Origin of the sequence: Halorubrum sp. (assembly GCF_046498025.1) — an archaeon.
Taxonomy (GTDB): Archaea; Halobacteriota; Halobacteria; order Halobacteriales; family Haloferacaceae; genus Halorubrum.
In genome coordinates, this window is the sequence record NZ_JAWOBM010000012.1 from 47,369 (window position 1) to 67,385 (window position 20,017).

Below are 20,017 nucleotides of genomic sequence, written 5' to 3' on the forward strand. Positions count from 1 at the left end.
CGGGGAGCGGGCGGATCCGCACACCGAGGGGATGAGAAGGGACGATAGGGGGAAGGAGCGAGGAGGAGAGAGAAGATACGAGGAGGGGACAGAGCGAGGAGGAGGGAGAACATACGAGGAGAAGGGACGAGGAGGGAGAAGATACGAGGAGAAGGGACGAGGAGGGGACAGATCGAGGAGGAGAGAGAAGATACGAGGAGAAGGGACGAGGAGGGGACAGAGCGAGGAGGAGGGAGAAGAAACGAGGAGGGGGAAGGAGCGAAGGAGGTGAAGGGCGAGCGGAGGGAGGCGCTCCGCAACGCGGGTAGACACGAACGAGGTGTTTCCACCGGAAACGAAGGGGTAAGGTGACCACGATCACGGATCACATCGGACGGCAAAACGGCGCGATGAGGAAAGCGTTAACCTCGCGCCGCCGGTGGATCCGAACATGAAGGTACTCGTGACCGACCCCATCGCGGACGCGGGGTTGGACCGACTCCGAGACGCCGGCCACGAGGTCGAAACGGACTACCACGTCGAGGGGGAGGCCCTCCTCGACGCCGTGAGCGACGCCAACGCCCTCATCGTCCGCTCCGGGACCGAGGTCACCGAGGCCGTCTTCGAGGCCGCCCCCGACCTCGTCATCGTCGGCCGCGCGGGGATCGGCGTCGACAACATCGACATCGAGGCCGCCACGGACCACGGCGTCATCGTCGCCAACGCGCCGGAGGGCAACGTCCGGGCTGCCGCCGAGCACACGGTCGCGATGACGTTCGCCGTCGCGCGCTCGATCCCGCAGGCGCACGGTCGCCTCCTCGCCGGCGAGTGGGCCAAAGGCGAGTTCCTCGGCACCGAGGTGAACAACAAGACGCTCACCATCGTCGGGCTCGGTCGCGTCGGCCAGGAGGTCGCCAAGCGGCTCGACTCGCTCGGGATGGACCTCGTCGTCTACGACCCGTACATCTCCGAGGAGCGCGCCGACCGGCTCGGCGCCGAGCTCGTCGAGGACCTCCACGAGGCGCTCGCGCGCGGCGACTTCGCGACGATCCACACCCCGCTCCTCCCCGAGACGGAGGGGATGATCGGCGAGGACGAGCTGGCCCAGCTGGAGGGCGGCTACCTCATCAACTGCGCCCGCGGCGGCATCATCGACGAGGACGCGCTCGCCGAGGCGGTCGACGACGGCGTCCTCGCGGGCGCCGCGCTCGACTCGTTCGCCGAGGAGCCGCTCTCGCAGGACTCGCCGCTGCTCGACGTCGAGGAGATCGTCTTGACGCCGCACCTCGGCGCGTCGACTGAGGCGGCCCAGGAGAACGTCGCCGTCGACACCGCCGAGGCCGTGCTCTCCGCGTTCGACGACGAGCCGGTGCTCACCGCGCTCAACGCGCCCTCCGTCGACGAGACCGCGTTCCCGCGGATCAAGCCGTACATCGCCGTGGCGGAGACCGCCGGCAAGGTCGCCGCGCAGCTGCTCGACGGCCGCATCACGAGCGTGGAGGCGGCCTACGAGGGCGACATCGCCGAGGAGGACGTCGAGCTCGTCACCGCGAGCGCGCTGAAGGGCGTGTTCGAGCCGCTGGAGTGGCAGGTGAACGCGGTGAACGCGCCGCGGCTCGCCGAAGAGCGCGGCATCGACGTGACCGAGTCCAAGACCCGCCAGACGGAGGACTTCCAGAGCCTCGTGCGCGTCACCGTCCACAACGGCGAGGACTCGATCGCGGTCGAGGGCACCCTGTTCGCCGGCGAGGACCCGCGGATTGTCCGGATCGACGGGTTCCGCGTCGACGCGGTCCCGTACGGCCACATGCTGGTCGCGCGCAACACGGACGAGCCGGGCGTCATCGGCCTCATCGGCACCGTCCTCGGCGACCACGACGTCAACATCGCCGGGATGTACAACGCCCGCGAGACGCAGGGCGGCGAGGCGCTCACGGTCTACAACCTCGACCACGACGTCCCCGACGCGGCGATCGAGGCGCTGCTGGCCGACGACCGGATCGTCGAGGTCACCGAGATCACGCTGGACGACGCCGACGAGCGGCCGGCCGAATAGACCGGCGCGAGAACTGTCGAGTGCGGTTTTTTCGCAGTCCGCGACAGTCCCGAGCCGTGGCGCCGCGGACCCGGAACGGGACGAACCGCCCGCGTTCCAAAGGTATGTTTATGAATGATTATAATAAATATCCGACGGCATGGTAGACGCCGAAGTCCACGTCATCGACCGCGGCGGGCTGTACTGCGACATGAACTACATGATGGAGGCGAATACCATCGGGACGCACGACGAGCCGAACCCGGACACCGACTATGGCGAGATCCCGGTGTGGAACCTCGTCATCGACCACCCCGAGGCGACGATCCTCTGGGACACGGGCTCCCACCACGACGCCGCCGACGGCCACTGGCCCGAGGGACTCGTACAGGCGTTTTATCCGCACGACGCGAGCGAGCACCGGCTCGACGACGACCTGGAGGCGGCGGGGTACTCGCTCGACGACATCGACGCGGTGTTCCAGAGTCACCTCCACCTCGATCACGCGGGCGGGCTGGAGTTCTTCGCGGGCACCGACACGCCGGTGTACGTCCACGAAGAGGAGTTGAAGTTCGCCTACTACAGCGCGAAGACCGACGAGGGAAGCGCCGCGTACGTACTCGACGACTTCGACCACGGTCTGAACTGGCAGGTGCTCCACCGCGATCGCGAGGAGCACTTCGTCGACCTGGAGTTCGTCAGGTTCCCCGGTCACACGCCCGGGCTCACCGGGTCCGTGATCCACCTCGATTCCGGCGACACCGTGGTGTTCACCGGCGATCAGGCGTACATGAACGAGAACTACGAGAACGGAACGCCGCTGGGCGGCCCCCTCGTGTGGGGGAAGACGGAGTGGGCCGACAGCATGGACCGCATCCGCGAACTGGAGCGGCGCCACGACGCCGAGGTCGTGTTCGGCCACGACCCCGAGCAGTTCGAGGCGATCCAGCCGGGGTGGGGGGTGTGAGCTACGAGCGCTCCGTCTCGGCGGATCCGCACCAGTTGTCGCCGGAGACGGTCTGGGAGGTGCGAATGCCGGCGATCCGCGTGGGGGCGGGCGCGGCCGACGAACTCGGGTATCAGCTCGGGCAGTTGGGACTCGGCGGCGACGGTCGTGGGCTGATCGTCACCGACGAGGACCTCGTCTCGCTCGGTCACGTCGACCGCGTCGCCGACGAACTGGAAGCCGACGGCTTCGACGTCGACGTGTACGACGGCGTCGAGCGCGAGCCGAGCATCGGCGCCGTCGAGGAGTGCATCGCGTTCGTCCGCGAGGAGATGGGCGAGGACGGGTACGACTTCTACCTCGGAGTCGGCGGCGGGAGCTGTATGGACACCGCGAAGGCGACGCGAGCGATCGTCGCCAACGGCGGCGACGCGCTCAACTACGTGGCGGCACCGACCGGCGCGGGGGAGAGCCTCACGGAGTCGGGACCGCCCCTGATCTTGCTACCGACGACGGCGGGGACGGGCTCGGAGATCTCCCCCGTGGCGATCCTCTCGGTGCCCGAAAAGGAGATCAAAGAGGGGATCTCCAGCACGCACGTCCGGGCGGACGCCGCGGTGCTCGATCCGACGCTCACCACGACGCTGCCGCCGGATCTCACGGCGAAGACCGCGATGGACGCGCTGGGCCACGCGATCGAGGGCTACACCACCCACCGATACGACGACCTGCTCCGTCCCGAGGACCCCGCGGACCGCCCCGTCTACGCCGGACGGACCGACTTCACGGAGATGTTCAGCGAGAAGGCGATCGACCTGCTCTCCTCGAACGTCCGGCGCGTCGTTAACAACGGCGACGACGTCGAGGCGCGCGGCGCGATGTTAAAAGGCGCGCTGTTCGGCGCTATCGCCGGGCTCACGGCCGGCGCGAGCCTCGCGCACGCGATGGCGTACCCCGTCGGCAACAACTACCACACGTACCACGGGGAGACGATCGCCGCGCTCACGCCCGCGAGCACCCTCGGCTACAACGTCGCCAGCGACCCGCCGCGGTTCGCGAAGGTGGCGGAGATGCTCGGCGCCGACACCTCGGGAATGAGCACCCGCGAGGCGGCCGACCGGGCCCGCGCGGAGTTCGTCCGCCTCCAGCGCGACCTCAACGTGCTCCCGAGCGGTCTCAACGAGCTGGCCGGGATCACCGCAGACGACACCGAGGCGCTCGCCGAGCGCACCATCGAGAGCCAGCAGCGACTGCTCCGGTGTAACCCGCGACCCGTGACGAAGGAGGACGTGAAAGCGGTGTTCGACGACGCGCTGTACAACTGGGAGTGACATCCGCCGAACCGGTCGACGGCGGACGATCGGTATTGGCAGTCAGTACTCGACGACCGGGACGAACGGCTCGAAGTCGTCGACGTTCCGAGTGACGACGGCCATGCCCTCGGCGTCGGCGACTCCGGCGATGAGCAGGTCCGCGGCGGCGGCGTCGACGCCTCGCCTCGTGTGCTCGTCGGAGCGGTACAGCTCCGCCTCGAAGGCGCTCGCAGCGAGGGCGTGTTCGCTCGCGATCGGGACCACGTCGAGCCACTCGAACGCCGCCGCGAGCGTTTCCGCGTCGAACGAGCCGTCGAGACGGAGACCGACCGCGACCTCCTTGTAGTTCGTCGCGGTCGTCGCGAACTCGTCTTCCCCGTGTAATTCGAGGAACCGACGAACGCTGTCGGAGCCGCCCAGATAGTCGATCAGAAACGTGGTGTCGAGCAGGTACCGAGTCACGCCGACCCTCCGGCGTCGACGTTCGCGTCGTCGGGGTCCGCGTCGTCGGGCTCCGCGTCGTCGGAACCGTCGTCACTCGGCTGGTCGTCGCCGTCGGGGGCGCCCGCCAACCGATCGAGCGCCGCGGTCTGTCGGTCACTCGCCGACCCGTCGAATCGCTCTCTCGACGCGGCCGTCGTCTCTCGAAGCGAGTCGGCCTCCTCGACCGACAGCGACCCGAACCCGTCGCGCCAGTCGCCCTCGCTCTCGTCGATCAGCCGATCGATGAGATCGGTGAAACTCTCGCCGTCGCGCTTCCGAGCGCGGAGCCGCTCGTACACCTCCTCGCGAACGCCGATCGTCTTGGTGGGCATCTCGTGTTTGTGTATGTGTTTGTGTGTATAATATGTGGCGACGACGAGGGGACAGAGAGACGCGCGAGAGGAGAACCGCGTGCGCGGACGACCAGATCACCCGCGCAGGTGATCGAGCACCGCGTCCACGTCGTTCGGGACGGGCTCGGGCTCGCCGCCGGCCTCGTAGGCGGCCTCGGGGTCCTTCAGGAGGTGCCCCGTCGTGAGACAGACCACGCGCTCGTCGTCGTCGACGACGCCGGAGCGCCGGAGCTTCTTCAGGCCGGCGAGGCTCGCCGCGGAGGCGGGCTCGACGCCGACGCCCTCGCTGGCGAGGTGGCGCTGCGCGGCGGTGATCTCGTTGTCGGTGACGGCGACGGCGGTGCCGCCCGTGTTGCGGATCCCGGGGATCGCCTTCGGCGCGTTGACCGGGTTGCCGATGCGGATCGCGGTCGCGCGCGTCTCGACCTCCTCCCACCGGCGGATCTCGTCGTTCCCCTCCTCGACCGCCTCGACCATCGGCGCGGCGCCCTCCGCCTGCACGCCGGTCAGCTTGGGGACCTCGTCGACATCGAGCGCACCCGCCTGGACCAGCTCGCGGAATCCCTTATAAAGCGCCGAGGTGTTCCCGGCGTTGCCGACGGGGAGGACGATCCGGTCCGGGAAGACGCCGTAGTCGGCGTAGAACTCCTCTAAGATCTCGAAGCCGATCGTCTTCTGGCCCTCCAGGCGGAACGGGTTCAGCGAGTTGAGCAGGTACGCCTCGCCGCGGGCGGCCAGCTCCTGGACGATGTCGAGACAGGCGTCGAAGTTGCCGTCGACCTCCAGGATGCGGGCGCCGTGGAGGCTCGCCTGCGCGACCTTCCCGGCGGCGACCTTCCCCTGCGGGAGGAGCACGAGCGTCTGCATGTCGCCGCGCCCGCCGTAGGCGGCGAGCGCGGCCGAGGTGTTGCCGGTGGACGCGCAGGCGAGCGCGCCGACGCCCAGCTCCTTCGCGACCCGGACGCCGACGGTCATCCCGCGGTCCTTGAACGAGCCGGTGGGGTTCATTCCCTCGTGTTTGATCCGGAGCGCGTCGACGCCCACCGCCTCCTCGATCCGCGGGACGCGGTGGAGCGGGGTGCCGCCCTCGGGGAGCGTGACGCCTAGGTCGAAGGGGAGCGCCTCGCGGTAGCGCCAGACGCCGCGGTCGGGGCCGTCGGTCGAGGCGCCCGACCCGAACTCGTCGAACGTCGGCGGGTCGGCGTAGCGCACCTCCAACAGGCCGTCGCACTCGTCGCAGGTGTACCGGACGTCCTCGAAGGGGGCGAACGTCTCGTCGCACTCGATACAGGCGAGCCACGTCCCGTCGGCGGCGCAGTCGGGCGCCGCCGGGGTCGGGGCGTCGATGGCGAGGTCCATTACGTCGTGGTCCGTGCCGCCGCGGCTTAAGACGGGCGGTCGGGACGGACGTTGCCGTTCGCGCGCTCCGAGGCGAACCGGTTCGGCGCGGGGGCGGAGTCCGGCGGGGCGGGAGCCCGGCGGGGGCGGAGTGCCGCGGGACGGGAGCCCGGTGGCGTCGGTCGAACCGAGCGACCTCAGTCGACGATGATCTCGGAGCTGCCGTCGGACTCGTCGGGGCCGGAGCCGAGCCGGTTCTGGTAGCGCTCGATCCAGTCGGCGAAACAGTCGGGGCAGAGCCGCTGGGTGTCGATGTTGGCCCGGTCGACGCTCAGCCGAAGCGTCCGCGCGAGCGCGTCCGTGGTCGGCTCGCCGCAGCCGTCGCAGGGCTCGGTCGTCGGCGCGTCGCTCATACCGATCGGTCGCGGGGACGGCTCTTAAAAGTACGTCGACGGAGGGAGCCGGGAGGCACACGGACCGTACGCGGCGCCTGGCAACCTCAGACCGTGCGGAACGCGCGGTCGCCGGCGTCGCCGAGGCCCGGGACGATGAACCCGTCGTCGTCGAGGCGCTCGTCGATGGCGACCGTCAGCAGGTCCGCCTCGGGCACCTGCTCGCTCACGCGGACGAGCCCGTCGGGCGCGGAGACGGCCGAGAGGACGAACAGGTCCTCGAAGTCGTCTGCCTCGTCGAGGACGTGCTCGAGCACCGCGCACATCGTCGAGCCGGTCGCGAGCATCGGGTCGGCGACGATCACGGTGTCGTCGGGGCCGATCTCCGGCAGCTTCACGTAGTCGATGGTTATCGGGAACTCGCCGTCGGTCATCCCGGCCTCCTCGTCGCGGCCGGCGGAGATGACGCCCTGCTTCGCGCGGGGGAACGCCTTCAACAGCCCTTCGACGAACGGGGTCGCGGCCCGCAACACGTTGATGATCACCACGTCGTCGAGGCCCTTCACGCGCTCGCCGGTGGTCTCCTGGAGCGGCGTCGTCACCGGGACGTACTCCGTCTCCATCGCGCCGTCGATGATCTCGTACCCGCAGATGCGGCCGAGCTTCACCAGTCCCTTCCGGAAGGCGACCTGCTCGGTCTCGACGTCCCGGAGCCGCGAGAGGGTGTCCTTCGCCAGCGCGTGCGTGATGAGGTACGCGTCGTCGCGGTCTTCGATCGTCATTGTCGGGAGAGGGACCGCGTTCGGCTTAAAACGTGGCGAACCCCGCCGGTTCGTGGCGATCCGAGGCGCTCTCGGCTCGAACTCATCGCAACACCGCGACGTACGTCACCCCGAAGACGATCAGCGCGAGGGCGCCGACGTTCGCCGCGGTCAGCGCGGTCACGCCTAGTCGGTCGAGCCCCCAGACGACGGTCCACGCGAACCACGCGGAGAGGACCGCGTTCAACAGGAGGATCAGCCGCGGGTCGCCCTTCGATTCCTCGACCCCCTCGCGGATCCCCTTCGGCTCCTCGCTCATAGGAATCCCCGCGGGAGACCGGCACTTAGCTCTTTGTCCGTGCGGCTCGTACGAACCCCATGAGCGTTGAGGTGCCTGTTCACAACCGCCACGGTGACCGGATCGATCCCGTTCCCTTCCTCGTCACCGCCGGGCTCGCGTTCACGTTCGCGCTCTCGTTCGGCCCCATCTACGGCCTCTCGTACGGCCTCACGCTCGCGACGTCGCTCGCGCTGTCGACGCTGGCGTTCGCGCTCGCCACCGCGCTCGCCTACCAGCAGCTCGTTCGCCGCGCCCCGCCGCTCGATGCCGGGCCGCTCCCGCCGGGACCGCGAGTCGAGCGGCTGCTGTACGCCGGAATGGGCCTCGGCGTCCTGATCGTCGCGCTCACCGTTCCGCTGTTGTGACCGTCTCGGTGCCGACGGCGACCGCGGTCGTGCGTACAGTTCACACAGCACCGGGAAAGTAAGACGCAGGGCCTCGTACCCCCCGCCATGGGAATCTTCGACACGGTAGCGGACATGATGGCGGGCTCGACGCAGCGCGCGCCCGGGAACGCCGGCGACGACGGCTCCGAGGGCTCGTACTGGTGTGACGACTGCGGCGTCCGGGTCCGAGACGTCGAGGTCGATGCGGAGGGCCTCGACCGCGACGAGGACGGTACGCCCGCGTGTCCCGACTGCGGCGAGGCGATGCGATTCGAACGCGCGAGTGGGACGGGCTGCGCCTGTTGAACTCGTCGCCCGCTGAGGTCTGCGCCCCATGAGGTTTGCGCCCGCTGAGGTCGGCGCCCGCTGACGCCGGCGTCCGCATCCCGCCGATTCCGCCGGTCGAAGCCTCGTCCCCTGTCAGGGCTCGCGGAGCGCCAGCTCCTCGCCCTGCTCCGTCGGGAAGGGGAACCCGTCGTCCGCGGCGGTCGTCGCGCTTCCGTCGTCTCCGCCCGTTCCGTCGTCTTCGCTCGTTCCGTCGTCTTCGCTCGTTCCGTCGTCCCTGAAGGCCGCCCACTCCTCGTCGGTGACGAGCGCGTCGTCCAAGCGGCCGCGGACCGTCGCCTCGTCGATGTCCGTACCGATGACGACGTACTCCGTGCGCCGGTCGCCGTGCTCGTCGTCCCAGTCGAGGTCCGGCCGGTTCGAGCGCAGCATGTCGCGCTCGACCGCCGGGAGGCTCGCGATCCAGGGGCCGAGCGCCGTGACCCGCACCGACGCGCCGGCCTGTCCGACCTGCTGGCGCTGGTCCGTGCCGGCGACCCAGAGCGTGCCCTTCGAACGGACGACGTCGGCGGGCAGGTCGCGGAGAACGGCGGCGATCCGGTCCGGGTGGAACGGCCGCCGGCGCCGGTAGGTGAAGGAGGTGACGCCGTACACCTCGTCCGGGTGGCGGTGGGCGCGGTCGTCGTGGGCGTGGCCGTCCTCGTCGTGGGCGCGGGCGTCCTCGTCGTGATCGGCGTGGCCGTCCTCGCCGTCGGCGTGGTCTTCGGCGGCCTCCGCCAGCGCCCGCTTCCACCCGGGCAGGTCGCCAAGCTCGCCCGCGTCGAACAGCCCGACGTCGAGGATCCGGTCGGGGTCGACCGCGGAGAACTCGGTGACGACCGTCTCCGCGTCGGGCTGGAGCGCGCCCACGAGCTCGACCGCCTCGTCCAGCTCCGCGTCGGTACAGAGGTCGGCCTTGTTACACACGACCAGGTTCGACACCTCGACCTGCTCCACGACGAGGTCGGAGAGCGGGCGGGCCTCCTCCTCGTCGTCCGCGGCGACGCGGCGTTCGGGCGTCCCGCCGCCGGCGAAGGCGTCGAGGAACCCGCGCGTGTCGATCACGGTCACCAGCGCGTCGACCCGGTAGCGCGCCGCCGCGCGCGACTCGGTCGTGAACAGCCGCGCGACCGGCGCGGGCTCGGAGATGCCCGACGACTCGACGACCAGGTTGTCGAAGGAGCGCTCGTTGGCGAGCCGCACCACGGCGGTCTCTAAGTCGTCCTGGAGCTCACAGCAGATGCAGCCGTTCGACAGCTCCGTGACACCCTCGACGTCGACCTCGGACTCCTCGGCGATCAGCTCGGCGTCGACGTTGACGTCGCCCATGTCGTTGACCAGCACCGCGATGTCGCGCTCGCCGGCGTTCCGCAGGAGGTGATTCAACAGCGTCGTCTTCCCGGCGCCGAGGCTCCCCGAGAGTACGGTCACCGGAGTCCGGTCGTCGTCCATGACGTTCGGTCGGTGTGCGGGCCCCTTCAACGTCGCGGCGGCGGCATCGAGCGCGCTCGTCGGCGAGGCCCCGAACCCGCTCACTGGAAGCCGATACGTTGATACGTCGCGCCCGCCCACCGCCGACCATGTTCCAGTACGTGTCCGCGGTGGGAATCGTGGCGATCGTCATGACCGTTCTAATGGTCGTCGCGATGATGTACCTCGTCTGGGATGCGCTCGACGGGGACGCGCACACGCCGACTCCGGACGAGGACGAGCAACCGGAGCTCGACGAGGCCGAGGAGGCGACGGACTCGGACGAGCCGCAGGCCGAACTGGCGGCCGACGGCAACTCGGCGTAGACGGCGCCGGTACCGCCGTCCGACCGAGTCGGACCGCCCCCGGGCGGTCGACACACCACCGCGACAGTTTTTAACGCACATCGACCGTCACGACTGATAATGACAGTCGCAGACCGGATCGAACGCTTTCGAGCCGTCCTTGAGGAGTGGCTCCGCGGCCTGTACCACGGCATGATCACGCATCCGGCGTACGAGAAGATCGAGAAGGAGGCGGAGGACGCGGAAGACGAGTTCATGCTCGCGTGCTTCCCCGACGCGTTCGGGATCCCCTCGCCGGTCTCGTACTACACCGCGGAGCTGCTTCCCTACCTCGAAAACGAGTTCGAGGCGTGGGAGCGGCGGCTGTGGGACCGAGAGAGCCTCATCGAACGAAAGGGTCAGCAGTACCACTTCTGATGGAGCAGTTCGTCTTCTTCGGCGGGAAGGGCGGGGTCGGCAAGACCACCGTCTCCTGTGCGTACGCGTACCGCTGCGCGAACGCCGGGCTGCGCACGCTCGTCGTCTCGACCGACCCGGCGCACTCGGTGTCCGACGTGTTCGACCAGCAGTTCGGCGACGACCCGGAACCGGTCGACGGGGTCGCGAAGCTCGACGCGATGGAGATCGACCCCGAAGACGAGATGCAGCGCCACCTCCAGGAGATCCGCGAGGGGCTCTCCGAGCAGGTGTCGGCGGCGATGGTGTCGGAGATCAACCGGCAGCTGGAGATGTCGCACGGAACGCCGGGGGCGTACGAGGCCGCCCTCTTCGACGCGTTCGTGAGCGTGATGCGCGAGGAGCGCGACTCGTACGACCGCATCGTCTTCGACACCGCACCGACCGGGTCGACGCTCCGGCTCCTCGGGCTCCCGGAGTTCCTCGGCGACTGGATCGACCGCCTGCTGTACAAGCGCAAGCAGTCGATCGACCTGTTCGAGAAGGCCGCGATCGGCGATATGGAGCCCCGACGGCTGATGGACGGCGACCCCGTCTTGGAGCGGCTCCAGCGCCGCAAGGAGTTCTTCGAGTTCGCCGGCGACACGATGCGAAACGACGCCGCCTTCTTCCTCGTGTTGAACCCCGATCAGCTGTCGGTCAACGAGACCGGGCGGGCGATCGAGGGGTTCACCGAGCGCGACCTGCGGGTCCGCGGACTCGTGGCGAACAAGCTCACGCCATCGCCGGACGACGACGAGGAGGGACGCGGCGCGAGCTACCTCCGCGAGAAGGTCACGACCGAGCGCGAGCGGCTCAGTCAGGTTCGCGAGGAGTTCGACCCGCCGCTGGTCGCCGAGATCGAGTCGCGGACCAGCGAGGTCCGGGGCGACGTGCTCTCGGAGGTCGCGGCCGCGCTCGACGTGGAAACGGGACAGTCCGCGAGTGCGCGCGAGTAAGAACCGGCATTCGGATCGCGAAATCAAGCCTCTGTCTGAAGAAAGGAACCGCCGTACGGCTTCCGATTCGGTGATCCGCTCGCCTCTTCCGCGTAACTATCACGGTTGAAGCCAATATTTAATACGCTCTTTCCGAACCGAGTTCACGAGGCAGGGGAACTCATGACAAACGTAATATGGATAATGGTCGCGGTTCTCGGAACGTTCACTGTCGGATACATGGGGTATTCGCGGTACCTCTCGCGGTTCGTCGAGCTCGACGACGAACGAGAGACGCCGGCACACAAGTACGAGGACGGCCAAGAGTACGTACCGTCGAAGAAACCGGTCCTACTGGGGCATCACTTCTCGAGTATCGCGGGCGGCGCGCCGATCGTCGGCCCGATCACGGCGGGGGCCATCTGGGGGTGGGTCCCAGCGATGCTATGGATCGCGATCGGGAATCCGCTGATGGGCGCGGTCCACGACTTCATCTCGCTGTCGAGCTCGATCCGCCACGAGGGTCGCTCGATCGGGTACATCGTGGGCCAGTACGTCGGAGAGCGGGGGAAGAACCTGTTATTGTGGTTCGCGTTCCTCACGATCATTCTCGTCGTCGCGGTGTTCGCGTTCGTCGTCGGCGTCGTGTTCAACGCGTTCCCGCAGGTGACGACCGCGAGTTTCGTGTACGTGGCGCTCGCGCTCGCGTTCGGCGTGTACCTCTACCAGCTTAACGGACCGTTCGTCCCGGGGACGATCCTGTTCGTCGCCGGCGTGTTCGCCGGCGTCTGGGTCGGCATCCAGTACCCGTTCGCGCTGTTCGAACTCGCCGAGGGGAGCCACCCCGCGGGGACGTTCGTGCTGTTCAGCGGGAGCACGGGGAGCTGGGTACCCGCCGCGGGACAGATCGGCGGTAACGCCGCCGCGTGGGTTCCGATCGTGATGGTGTACGCCGGTATCGCGAGCGCCCTCCCCGTGTGGGTACTGCTTCAGCCGCGCGACTACCTCTCGTCGTTCCTGCTGTACGCGGGGGTCGGCGGCGGCGTGTTGGCGATCATCGTCGGGACGATCTTCGCCACGTCGAGTCAACCGCTCACGGTCGACTCCTCGATCGGCGTCTTCGAGGGGTTCTGGGGGATCGAAGCGGCCGGCCTGTTCCCGCTGTTCCCGCTGCTTTTCATCACCATCGCGTGCGGGACGATCAGCGGCTTCCACTCGCTCGTCTCCTCGGGGACGACCTCGAAGCAGCTCAACAAGGAGAGCGACGCTCGGCTGATCGGCTACGGCGGAATGCTCGGAGAGGGACTGCTCGGTGCCCTCGCGCTGTCGACGCTCGCGGTCGCCGGGTTCGCCGGTGACGCCGCGGGCGGCGGTATCGGCGGCGCGCTGCCGAACTTCGCGACCGGCGGCGGGATCATCCTCACCAGTGTCGGGATCCCGCAGGCCATCGGGAGCGTGTTCATGGCGCTCGTCCTGGTGAGTTTCCTGCTCACCTCCACCGACACCGCGGTGCGACTGGGTCGGTACATGATGGAGGAGATCGTCGGCATGGACGACGGCATGACCGTCTCCGGGCTGTCCGGCGGCATCGGAGCCGCTGCCCGCGGTCGGTACACGAACCCGGTCATCCAGGTCGGCTTCGCGTACCTCCTCGTCGTCTCGGGGCAGTGGGAGACGCTCTGGGGACTGTTCGGCGGCGCAAACCAGCTGCTCGCGGCGCTCGCGCTGCTGACGGCGACGGTGTGGCTCGCCAACTGGGACGAGTCCAAGCAGCTCGTCTCCACCGGCGTCCCGATGGCGATCATGGTGACGATCACCGTGCTCGGGCTGACGTGGGTCGCGCTGTACAACAACCTCTACGTCAACCTCATCCAGGGCGGCGCCGGAACGCTCGGCGCGCAGCTCTCGTCCGTGGCGCAGATGCTCCTCGGACTGGCGCTGATCTACATCGCCCTGTCGCTCGTCCGGATCGGGGTCAGTAACCTCCGGTCCGTGCGGAGCCGGGGGACGCCCGCGGCCGAGCCGAGCGACGACTGACGGCGACGCCGCTTCGCGGACCGTTTCGGTTTTCGGATTCCTTTCTCCGCCCGATCAGCGCCAGAACCGCTTCGCGAACCGCGAAAAGAACCCCTCGTCCGGCTTCTCGACCGGCTCCCACAGCCGGAGCGCCTCGGCGCTGCTCGCGACCTCGCTGGCGACGAGCCGCTCCTCGTCGGGCGCGACGACGACGAGGTTCACCTCGTAGTGGCCGTAGTAGCCGAACTTCAACAGCGTCCGGTCTCGGAAGCCGTCGACGAACTCGGCGACCGACTCCGGGATTCGGTCGGCGACGAGCACGACCGTGATATCGGTGCCGTAGTGTTGCTCGTTCCCCTCGACCCGCTCGTCGGCCACGCCGTGCGCGAACTCGACGAGCCGCTCCAGTTCGCCGACCGTCGGACTGGCGACGCGTCGGGCGAACAGGTACTCCATCACGTCGTGGTCCGCGTAGCTCAGCGCGGGGTGGAGGAACTGCTTCTGGTTGCGCATCCGCATCTGGGCGGTGAGATCGAACCGCTCCCCGTCGACGACGACGTCGGCGTCGAGGTCGTAGCTGTACATCAGCCGGTCGGAGACGCGGTCGAGGTACTCGTCGTCGTAGTCGGGGACCGCCTCCCGGATCTCGGCCGGGAGCTCGTCGGGGTCGCGGCGCTCGTCGCTCCCTCCGGCCGCGTCACTCATCGTCCGGGTCGTAGGCGACCGCGTCGTCCGCTGCGGGCGGCGCCCCGATCGCCAGGACGGTCACGGGACCGTCGGCGTCGGCCGCGTTGTACGCTCGCTGCGGGCTCTCGGGGTCGACGACGAACAGGTCGTCGTTGGGGACCTCGTACGTCTGATCCGGCGTTTCCACCGAGAGCGTGCCGTCGAGGACGTAGAACGCCTCCTGTTGGGTCTGGTGATAGTGGTACGCGAGCGGGAGCTGCTCGCCCGGCTCGGCGCGGAACCGGTTTATCGCCGCGGAGTCGAAGCCGGCCGGCCCGGAGAGCTTTCGGCACTCGCAGGGGCGGTCGGCCTTCGGCTCCACCGAGTCCGTGTCGACGACGCGGTATCCCATGTGAACTCATTCCACGGAGCGATTGAAAAGGTCGTCGGGCCGGCGTCGGTCGGTTCCGAGACCGCGCCGTCGGCGACGAACCCCCGCAGCGGCGCCGCTGCGGGAGTTTTAACCGCGTCGAACACGATCGTTCGGTAGGGATACGCATGTCAGACGACGAAATACAGGCGGAGGCGTGCGGGCGATGCTCGATGTCGACCGTCGTGGGCGCCGTAAGCGGAGAGCAGGACTCGGAGGAGCGCGCCCAGCGCGACCCCTTCGCCGGCGAGCGCATCGAGGTCGACGAGTCCTCGTTCCGGCGGGTGTCGCCGGGGGGGTTTCTCAGCGACCTCAAAAAGCGGGTCGACGCCCTCGGGCGGCGGCTCTCGTACGGAAAGTAGCGCTCCCGGCCGCTCGACCGACGCCACGGCTCACGTCAATTCGAAGAGACTTATACGCGTTCGTTTCGTAAGGGGGTCCACCCGATGGAAGAGAGCATCTCCGGTTTCAAGATGCGCGGAGACTGGGGGGACGTCGTCGAGCACGGCGAGCGGATCACCCTAGCGCTCCGCGAGACGGGCGCCAGTGGCGACCCGTTCCACGAGTTCGACGACTGGCGCCCGAAGTCCCACGAGCGCATCGACGAGGACGTGTCGGCGAAGACCGCCGAGCAGGCGTCCGTCGGCGAGGGCGAGGGCGAACAGGCCGGCAAGACGCCCGGCGACGACCTCCAGACGGCCGGTGAGAAGCTCACCGAGTCCTACGAGAAAGTCGAAGAGAACGACACCGAGAGCGCGATGGAGAGCTGGGGCGAGTCGATCGGCCACGTCGCCCGCGCGGCCGATTCGGCGAGCCGGAAGGCGCTCCGGAAGGTAGAGGACACAGTCTATCGGAAGGTGATGACCCAGATGGCGCCGTACTACTTCGACAACGAGCTCGTCAGCGCGAATATCCAGGAAGTCGGCCGCGGCGAGGACGGCGAGACGTTCGAGTTCGAGGTGAACGTCAACGACGACGAGCTGAAGGCGGAGGTGAGCGACATCCTCGCCGAGTACGAGTCGGAGATCGACCGCTGGCACGTCGAGACCGAGAAGCGCACCGACGATGTCGCCGCCGCCGAGGGCGTCGAACCCCCCGAGAAGGAGGGCGGTCCGGACTCGACGACGACGTGATCCCGGCGCGGCGCACACGCGGTTTTAATTCGGTGACCCGCGAAGGAAACGTATGACCGAGGTACTCCGGATCGAGGCCGGCGAGCTGTCGGCCGACGAGATCATCGACGCCCTCAACGACGGCCGCCGGATCCTCGTCGACGTCGAGGTCGCCGGCGGTCGCCACGAGGTCGTGCTCCGGTACGACGGGGAGACGTATCACTGCGACACGCCGACGAACCTCCACCGCCACGCGGACGAGGCGGACATGCGCGGCTGTATCGACCGGATGGGGTACGCCGACGCCGGCGCCGAGGACTGACCCGATCGCGGGCCGCCGCTCCCTCGACCTCGGTTCGCGACCGATGACGACTTTTAACCCGACCGCAGCCGAACGACGCCCATGAACGACCCCGAGATCGAGGACCTCGTCGGCGACGTCTCTCCCTCGTTCGAACACGTGCTTTCCTGCGTGTTCGGCATTCAAGACCACGAGAGTCGCACGTACCTGACGCTGCTCGATCACCCGGGGAGCACCGTCGCCGAGCTCGCGGACACGCTCGACCGGGACCGGTCGAACGTGAACCGCTCGCTGTCGACGCTGCGGGACAAGGGGCTCGTCGAGCGCCGCCGTCGACTGCTCGACTCCGGCGGCTACGTCTACCAGTACACCGCGATCCCAGTCCCGGAGGCGAAAGAACGGCTTCAAGACGCGCTCGACGAGTGGGTCGAGGGCGTTCACACTGCGATCGACGCCTTCGACCCGGACGACCGGGAGTGAGGGGCTACGACTGGTCGCCGTCCTCCGCTTCGTCCTCGTCGGTCGCAGCGCTCAGCCCCTCGTCGTCGGGGCGGTCGAGCGCCCGCGGCGCGTCGTGGTGCTCCGAGTAGCCGTCGAACCAGCGGACGATCCGCTCGATGCGGTCGACCACGTGTCCGGGCTCGCCGGAGCGGGAGAGCTCGTGACCCTCGCGCGGGTAGCGCACGAATCGCGTGTCGACGCCGTTCTTCCGGAGGATCCGGTGGTACAGCTCCGCCGTGCAGATCGGCGTCCGGGTGTCGTCCTCGCTGTGAATGAGGAGCGTCGGCGTGTCGACCTCGTCGGCGTGGCCGGTCGGTGACTGCTCCCACAGCCACCCGGGCTCGGCCGAGGGGACGGTGTCGAAGTCGCCCTCGACGAGCTTGTACGCCCCGTCGGTCGAGCCGTAGAAGCCGGTGAGGTCGTACACGCCGCGCTGGGAGACGGCCGCGCGGAAGTAGTCGGTCTGGCCCACCGCCCACGCGGTCATGAACCCGCCGAAGGAGCCGCCGGTGAGGAAGGCGTTCGTCTCGTCGACGTCCGGCCGCTCGGCGACCGTCTCCACGCCGGCCATCACGTCCGAGAGGGTCACCTCCCCCCAGTCGCGCTCGATCGCCTGCATGAACGCCTCGCCGTAGCCGGTCGAGCCGCGCGGGTTCGACCAGAAGACGACGTAGCCGCGGGCCGCGAGCGTCTGGAACTCGTGCCACATCGTCCCCGCGGTCGACCACATCGCGTGCGGGCCGCCGTGGACCTCGACCGCGAGGGGGTACTCCTCGTCGTCCTCGTCCGCCTCGCTTCCCTCGCCGTCCGGGTCGGAGTCCGGCGGCATCATCACCCATCCCTGGACCGCCGTCCCGTCCGACTCGAATCGGAGCTCCTCGGGCTCCGCGATCGCTCGCTCGGCGAGGTAGTCGGCGTTCAGCTCAGTGAGCCGCGTCGTCTCGCCGCTCCACGCGTCGTGCGCGAAGACGTCGCCCGGGTGGTCCCACCCGCTGGCGGCGAACGCGACGGTCACTTCGCCGGGCCCAGTGCCGTCGTCGCCGCCGACGGTCGCGCCGGAGACGGTTCCGGGCCGGAGGAGCCGTTCAGGCGCCGCGCTCCCGTCGGCCGGGACGTGCCACAGCGCCGTCTTCCCCTCGTCGGGGGTCGAGAAGTACAGCGTCGCGTCGTCGGGGCCCCACTGGGGCGCCGCCTCGTAGCCCAGTCCGCGGTCGATCTCGCCGGTGAGGTCGGTCACCGCGCCCGTCTCGCTGTCGACGACGCGGAGGTCGACGGGCTGCATCGACACCCGCTCGGGCTCGGCGTGGGTGAACGCGACGCGGCCGTCGGCGGTCGCGGCGAGCGCGGCGCCCCAGCCGGTCGTCGTGTGAACGCGCTCCGTCTCGCCCGTCTCGAAGTCGTGCGCGCGGATCGCGATCTCCACGGAGTCGTCGGGGTCGTCGCCGACCTCCTCGGCGAAGTAGAGGGTGTCGGCGTCCCCCCAATCGGGCGCGGCGAAGTCGGCGTCGCGGCCGGTCACCCGCTCGACGCCCTCCGCGGGGTCCGACGCCGCCGCGCCGTCGACCGCCGCGTCCGCGTCGACGACGTACACGCCCGACCGCCGGCCGTCGAAGTACTCCTGGTCGGACCGGTAGACGGTGCGGTCGATCACGCGCGGGTCGGGGTGCTCGTCGGGCTCGTACTCCGCCGGCACCGACAGGTCCCGGTCCTCCTCGCGGTCCTCGGCGGTCACCGACTGGACGAAGGCGATCCGCTCTCCGTCCGGCGACCAGACGATCTCGGAGACGCCGCCGACGACGTCGGTGACCCGCCGGGCTTCGCCGCCGTCGACCGGGAGCACCCACAGCTGCTGGCGGTCGTCGTCGTCGCCCCGCGTCGAGGTGAACGCGATCCGGTCGCCGGACGGACTCCAGCGCGGCTCCGCGTCCGAGCCCTCGGCGAGGGTGAGTCTGCGGGGGTCGCCGCCCGCGACGTCGACGAGGTACACCGTCGATTCGGTGGACTCGTCGTCAGTCGGCTGCCGTCGCAGGAAGGCGATCCGGTTCCCGTCGGGCGAGACCCGCGGGTCGGCGGGCGTCGCGATGTCGTGGTAGTCGGCCGCGGTGACGCGCTCCATGGAGGGGGCTCGACCGCCGCGGGCAAAAGGCGTCGGGAGCCGGAAAAGCGGCCGGGGCGACGGCGGTCCGGCTCCCTACTCGCCCCCGTTGTCGAACGCCAGCGTCACGCCGTCGTCGTCCACCGTCGCGCCCGCGGCACAGACGGGGTGCTCGAAGTCGGCGTCGAGGACCTCGGTCGCGGCCGCGCTCGCGTCCGGCGTCTCGGCGTCCGCCGCCGCGAGGGGGTACGGCTCCGGACTGTCGGTCTCGTAGGTGGCGACGATCGTCGGCTCGTCGACGGCCTCCACGATGAGCGCGTCGCGGCGGACGACCCCGACCGTCGCCGTCTCGCTCCCGACGACCCCGGCGATCCGCGGCGTGTCGTAGTCGTCCTTTTCGAAGTCGAGCGCGAGCAGCGGGGCCGCCAGGGCGTCGCGCGCGGGGTACCCCAGCTCCAACTTCTCCGCGATCGGGTCGACGTGCGAGCCGTTGCCGACGACCGCCAGCGGCTCGTCCGCCGGCGTCCGGACCTCGCGCGCGCAGTTGTACGAGACGTACGGGTTGTCCGTCTCGGGGGCGTCCGGCGTCGGTCCCACCGTGAGGGTTCCGCCGCGGTCGAGCACGCGTCGGTTCGGGAACGAACGCGAGGAGACGCGGTAGGCACCGATTCCGGGGGCGACGACGACGAATCGTCCGACGTACATACAGGGTCGTGGCTATTCGGTCGAGTAAAACGCATCGATATGCACACGTTCGTCGATCAGACACGAGACCGATCCTGTGAACGCGTGACAGAGTGCCGGCGACGCGCAACGCTTACAAACACGCACAGGCTATCGACGGATGCGCACAGTCCATTGGGGTAGTGGCCAATCCTGTTGCCTTCTGGGGGCAACGACCCTGGTTCGAATCCAGGATGGACTATTCTCGCGGTTCGTCCCGTCTTCGACTCGAACGCGACTGCCCCGTCCGGGTCGCCTGCGGTGGATCGTTTCGGGTTGATCGCCTCGTTCGACTCGGCGACTCACTTCGCATGGAATCAAAACCCGCTCACGTGGTGCGGTTTCCAGTAGAAACAAAGGGGTTTGCAACCGGTT

Annotated in this window: 25 protein-coding genes; 14 read left to right on the forward strand and 11 right to left on the reverse strand. The window is 69.1% G+C overall.

The window, feature by feature from the left end; genetic code table 11:
• The first annotated feature begins 31 nt into the window (after positions 1-31).
• From R6U01_RS01900 to R6U01_RS01915, 4 genes are all read left to right on the forward strand, one after another.
• Positions 32-271: a hypothetical protein gene (locus R6U01_RS01900; protein WP_410284768.1), complete on the forward strand. Its 240-nt coding sequence runs from the start codon at positions 32-34 to the stop codon at positions 269-271.
• A 159-nt stretch (positions 272-430) separates the two neighbouring features.
• Positions 431-2,035 (forward strand): phosphoglycerate dehydrogenase, encoded by a 1,605-nt coding sequence (gene serA, locus R6U01_RS01905; RefSeq protein WP_410284769.1) that lies wholly within the window; start codon positions 431-433, stop codon positions 2,033-2,035.
• Positions 2,036-2,174: 139 nt separating this feature from the next.
• On the forward strand, positions 2,175-2,981 hold the full coding sequence (locus R6U01_RS01910) for an N-acyl homoserine lactonase family protein (protein ID WP_410284770.1): 807 nt from the start codon (positions 2,175-2,177) through the stop codon (positions 2,979-2,981).
• Positions 2,978-4,291 carry a hydroxyacid-oxoacid transhydrogenase gene (locus R6U01_RS01915; RefSeq protein WP_410284771.1) on the forward strand — a complete coding sequence of 438 codons (1,314 nt, stop codon included), beginning with the start codon at positions 2,978-2,980 and terminating at the stop codon, positions 4,289-4,291. The genes R6U01_RS01910 and R6U01_RS01915 overlap by 4 nt, the downstream gene beginning before the upstream one ends.
• A 42-nt stretch (positions 4,292-4,333) precedes the next feature.
• Here the strand turns inward: R6U01_RS01915 and R6U01_RS01920 are convergent, their stop codons facing one another.
• From R6U01_RS01920 to R6U01_RS01945, 6 genes are all read right to left on the reverse strand, one after another.
• Entirely contained in the window at positions 4,334-4,735 is a 402-nt protein-coding gene (locus R6U01_RS01920; RefSeq protein WP_410284772.1) for a type II toxin-antitoxin system VapC family toxin, read from the reverse strand.
• On the reverse strand, positions 4,732-5,088 hold the full coding sequence (locus R6U01_RS01925) for an antitoxin VapB family protein (RefSeq protein WP_410284773.1): 357 nt from the start codon (positions 5,086-5,088) through the stop codon (positions 4,732-4,734). Before R6U01_RS01925 ends, R6U01_RS01920 begins: the two co-directional genes overlap by 4 nt.
• Positions 5,089-5,184: 96 nt before the next feature.
• Positions 5,185-6,468 carry a threonine synthase gene (gene thrC / locus R6U01_RS01930; RefSeq protein ID WP_410284774.1) on the reverse strand — a complete coding sequence of 428 codons (1,284 nt, stop codon included), beginning with the start codon at positions 6,466-6,468 and terminating at the stop codon, positions 5,185-5,187.
• Between the two features lie 176 nt (positions 6,469-6,644).
• The gene (locus tag R6U01_RS01935) at positions 6,645-6,860 is read right to left on the reverse strand and encodes a hypothetical protein (RefSeq protein WP_410284775.1); all 216 of its coding nucleotides are present in this window, start codon (positions 6,858-6,860) and stop codon (positions 6,645-6,647) included.
• Between the two features lie 86 nt (positions 6,861-6,946).
• A complete protein-coding gene (gene upp / locus R6U01_RS01940) occupies positions 6,947-7,621 on the reverse strand; it encodes a uracil phosphoribosyltransferase (RefSeq protein ID WP_410284776.1) in 675 nt (224 codons plus the stop codon).
• Between the two features lie 82 nt (positions 7,622-7,703).
• On the reverse strand, positions 7,704-7,919 hold the full coding sequence (locus R6U01_RS01945) for a hypothetical protein (RefSeq protein WP_410284777.1): 216 nt from the start codon (positions 7,917-7,919) through the stop codon (positions 7,704-7,706).
• A 59-nt stretch (positions 7,920-7,978) separates the two neighbouring features.
• Here R6U01_RS01945 and R6U01_RS01950 point away from each other — a divergent pair, with 59 nt between their 5' ends.
• Complete coding sequence (locus tag R6U01_RS01950; protein WP_410284778.1) at positions 7,979-8,305, forward strand: hypothetical protein; 327 nt, start codon at positions 7,979-7,981, stop codon at positions 8,303-8,305.
• Between the two features lie 87 nt (positions 8,306-8,392).
• Entirely contained in the window at positions 8,393-8,632 is a 240-nt protein-coding gene (locus tag R6U01_RS01955) for a hypothetical protein (protein ID WP_410284779.1), read from the forward strand.
• Between the two features lie 114 nt (positions 8,633-8,746).
• Here R6U01_RS01955 and R6U01_RS01960 read toward each other — a convergent pair whose 3' ends face one another.
• A complete protein-coding gene (locus R6U01_RS01960; RefSeq protein ID WP_410284780.1) occupies positions 8,747-10,102 on the reverse strand; it encodes a CobW family GTP-binding protein in 1,356 nt (451 codons plus the stop codon).
• A 128-nt stretch (positions 10,103-10,230) separates the two neighbouring features.
• Between R6U01_RS01960 and R6U01_RS01965 the strand changes: the two genes are divergently transcribed.
• From R6U01_RS01965 to R6U01_RS01980, 4 genes are all read left to right on the forward strand, one after another.
• A complete protein-coding gene (locus R6U01_RS01965) occupies positions 10,231-10,446 on the forward strand; it encodes a hypothetical protein (RefSeq protein ID WP_410284781.1) in 216 nt (71 codons plus the stop codon).
• 99 nt (positions 10,447-10,545) lie between these two features.
• Entirely contained in the window at positions 10,546-10,842 is a 297-nt protein-coding gene (locus R6U01_RS01970) for a hypothetical protein (protein WP_410284782.1), read from the forward strand.
• Entirely contained in the window at positions 10,842-11,819 is a 978-nt protein-coding gene (locus R6U01_RS01975) for an ArsA family ATPase (protein ID WP_410284783.1), read from the forward strand. The genes R6U01_RS01970 and R6U01_RS01975 overlap by 1 nt, the downstream gene beginning before the upstream one ends.
• 162 nt (positions 11,820-11,981) lie before the next feature.
• A complete protein-coding gene (locus R6U01_RS01980) occupies positions 11,982-13,835 on the forward strand; it encodes a carbon starvation protein A (RefSeq protein WP_410284784.1) in 1,854 nt (617 codons plus the stop codon).
• 54 nt (positions 13,836-13,889) lie between these two features.
• Here R6U01_RS01980 and R6U01_RS01985 read toward each other — a convergent pair whose 3' ends face one another.
• Positions 13,890-14,519, reverse strand: a complete 630-nt coding sequence (locus R6U01_RS01985; protein ID WP_410284785.1) for a hypothetical protein — start codon at positions 14,517-14,519, stop codon at positions 13,890-13,892.
• Entirely contained in the window at positions 14,512-14,892 is a 381-nt protein-coding gene (locus R6U01_RS01990) for a cupin domain-containing protein (RefSeq protein WP_410284786.1), read from the reverse strand. The genes R6U01_RS01985 and R6U01_RS01990 overlap by 8 nt, the downstream gene beginning before the upstream one ends.
• Before the next feature lie 146 nt (positions 14,893-15,038).
• Here R6U01_RS01990 and R6U01_RS01995 point away from each other — a divergent pair, with 146 nt between their 5' ends.
• The 4 genes from R6U01_RS01995 to R6U01_RS02010 all read left to right on the forward strand — a co-directional run bounded on the left by R6U01_RS01995 (position 15,039) and on the right by R6U01_RS02010 (position 16,803).
• Positions 15,039-15,272 carry a hypothetical protein gene (locus R6U01_RS01995; RefSeq protein ID WP_410284787.1) on the forward strand — a complete coding sequence of 78 codons (234 nt, stop codon included), beginning with the start codon at positions 15,039-15,041 and terminating at the stop codon, positions 15,270-15,272.
• An 84-nt stretch (positions 15,273-15,356) separates the two neighbouring features.
• Positions 15,357-16,043, forward strand: coding sequence for a DUF5828 family protein (locus tag R6U01_RS02000; protein WP_410284788.1), 687 nt, complete (start codon positions 15,357-15,359; stop codon positions 16,041-16,043).
• A gap of 52 nt (positions 16,044-16,095) precedes the next feature.
• On the forward strand, positions 16,096-16,344 hold the full coding sequence (locus tag R6U01_RS02005) for a hypothetical protein (RefSeq protein ID WP_410284789.1): 249 nt from the start codon (positions 16,096-16,098) through the stop codon (positions 16,342-16,344).
• 81 nt (positions 16,345-16,425) lie between these two features.
• Positions 16,426-16,803, forward strand: a complete 378-nt coding sequence (locus R6U01_RS02010; RefSeq protein WP_410284790.1) for a helix-turn-helix domain-containing protein — start codon at positions 16,426-16,428, stop codon at positions 16,801-16,803.
• 4 nt (positions 16,804-16,807) lie between these two features.
• On the opposite strand, the gene R6U01_RS02015 is transcribed toward R6U01_RS02010, so the two are convergent.
• Both R6U01_RS02015 and R6U01_RS02020 read right to left on the reverse strand, forming a co-directional pair.
• Positions 16,808-18,940 carry a S9 family peptidase gene (locus tag R6U01_RS02015; protein ID WP_410284791.1) on the reverse strand — a complete coding sequence of 711 codons (2,133 nt, stop codon included), beginning with the start codon at positions 18,938-18,940 and terminating at the stop codon, positions 16,808-16,810.
• Between the two features lie 75 nt (positions 18,941-19,015).
• Positions 19,016-19,624 carry an IMP cyclohydrolase gene (locus tag R6U01_RS02020; RefSeq protein ID WP_410284792.1) on the reverse strand — a complete coding sequence of 203 codons (609 nt, stop codon included), beginning with the start codon at positions 19,622-19,624 and terminating at the stop codon, positions 19,016-19,018.
• Positions 19,625-20,017: the final 393 nt, after the last annotated feature.

What these genes read in the sequence shown, in the direction of transcription:
- R6U01_RS01900 (WP_410284768.1), top strand. Translation starts at nt 32, where the DNA reads ATGAGAAGGGACGATAGGGGGAAGGAGCGAGGAGGAGAGAGAAGATAC.
- serA (WP_410284769.1), top strand. Translation starts at nt 431, where the DNA reads ATGAAGGTACTCGTGACCGACCCCATCGCGGACGCGGGGTTGGACCGA.
- R6U01_RS01910 (WP_410284770.1), top strand. Translation starts at nt 2,175, where the DNA reads ATGGTAGACGCCGAAGTCCACGTCATCGACCGCGGCGGGCTGTACTGC.
- R6U01_RS01925 (WP_410284773.1), bottom strand. Translation starts at nt 5,088, where the DNA reads ATGCCCACCAAGACGATCGGCGTTCGCGAGGAGGTGTACGAGCGGCTC.
- thrC (WP_410284774.1), bottom strand. Translation starts at nt 6,468, where the DNA reads ATGGACCTCGCCATCGACGCCCCGACCCCGGCGGCGCCCGACTGCGCC.
- R6U01_RS01935 (WP_410284775.1), bottom strand. Translation starts at nt 6,860, where the DNA reads ATGAGCGACGCGCCGACGACCGAGCCCTGCGACGGCTGCGGCGAGCCG.
- upp (WP_410284776.1), bottom strand. Translation starts at nt 7,621, where the DNA reads ATGACGATCGAAGACCGCGACGACGCGTACCTCATCACGCACGCGCTG.
- R6U01_RS01945 (WP_410284777.1), bottom strand. Translation starts at nt 7,919, where the DNA reads ATGAGCGAGGAGCCGAAGGGGATCCGCGAGGGGGTCGAGGAATCGAAG.
- R6U01_RS01950 (WP_410284778.1), top strand. Translation starts at nt 7,979, where the DNA reads ATGAGCGTTGAGGTGCCTGTTCACAACCGCCACGGTGACCGGATCGAT.
- R6U01_RS01955 (WP_410284779.1), top strand. Translation starts at nt 8,393, where the DNA reads ATGGGAATCTTCGACACGGTAGCGGACATGATGGCGGGCTCGACGCAG.
- R6U01_RS01960 (WP_410284780.1), bottom strand. Translation starts at nt 10,102, where the DNA reads ATGGACGACGACCGGACTCCGGTGACCGTACTCTCGGGGAGCCTCGGC.
- R6U01_RS01965 (WP_410284781.1), top strand. Translation starts at nt 10,231, where the DNA reads ATGTTCCAGTACGTGTCCGCGGTGGGAATCGTGGCGATCGTCATGACC.
- R6U01_RS01970 (WP_410284782.1), top strand. Translation starts at nt 10,546, where the DNA reads ATGACAGTCGCAGACCGGATCGAACGCTTTCGAGCCGTCCTTGAGGAG.
- R6U01_RS01975 (WP_410284783.1), top strand. Translation starts at nt 10,842, where the DNA reads ATGGAGCAGTTCGTCTTCTTCGGCGGGAAGGGCGGGGTCGGCAAGACC.
- R6U01_RS01980 (WP_410284784.1), top strand. Translation starts at nt 11,982, where the DNA reads ATGACAAACGTAATATGGATAATGGTCGCGGTTCTCGGAACGTTCACT.
- R6U01_RS01985 (WP_410284785.1), bottom strand. Translation starts at nt 14,519, where the DNA reads ATGAGTGACGCGGCCGGAGGGAGCGACGAGCGCCGCGACCCCGACGAG.
- R6U01_RS01990 (WP_410284786.1), bottom strand. Translation starts at nt 14,892, where the DNA reads ATGGGATACCGCGTCGTCGACACGGACTCGGTGGAGCCGAAGGCCGAC.
- R6U01_RS01995 (WP_410284787.1), top strand. Translation starts at nt 15,039, where the DNA reads ATGTCAGACGACGAAATACAGGCGGAGGCGTGCGGGCGATGCTCGATG.
- R6U01_RS02000 (WP_410284788.1), top strand. Translation starts at nt 15,357, where the DNA reads ATGGAAGAGAGCATCTCCGGTTTCAAGATGCGCGGAGACTGGGGGGAC.
- R6U01_RS02005 (WP_410284789.1), top strand. Translation starts at nt 16,096, where the DNA reads ATGACCGAGGTACTCCGGATCGAGGCCGGCGAGCTGTCGGCCGACGAG.
- R6U01_RS02010 (WP_410284790.1), top strand. Translation starts at nt 16,426, where the DNA reads ATGAACGACCCCGAGATCGAGGACCTCGTCGGCGACGTCTCTCCCTCG.
- R6U01_RS02015 (WP_410284791.1), bottom strand. Translation starts at nt 18,940, where the DNA reads ATGGAGCGCGTCACCGCGGCCGACTACCACGACATCGCGACGCCCGCC.
- R6U01_RS02020 (WP_410284792.1), bottom strand. Translation starts at nt 19,624, where the DNA reads ATGTACGTCGGACGATTCGTCGTCGTCGCCCCCGGAATCGGTGCCTAC.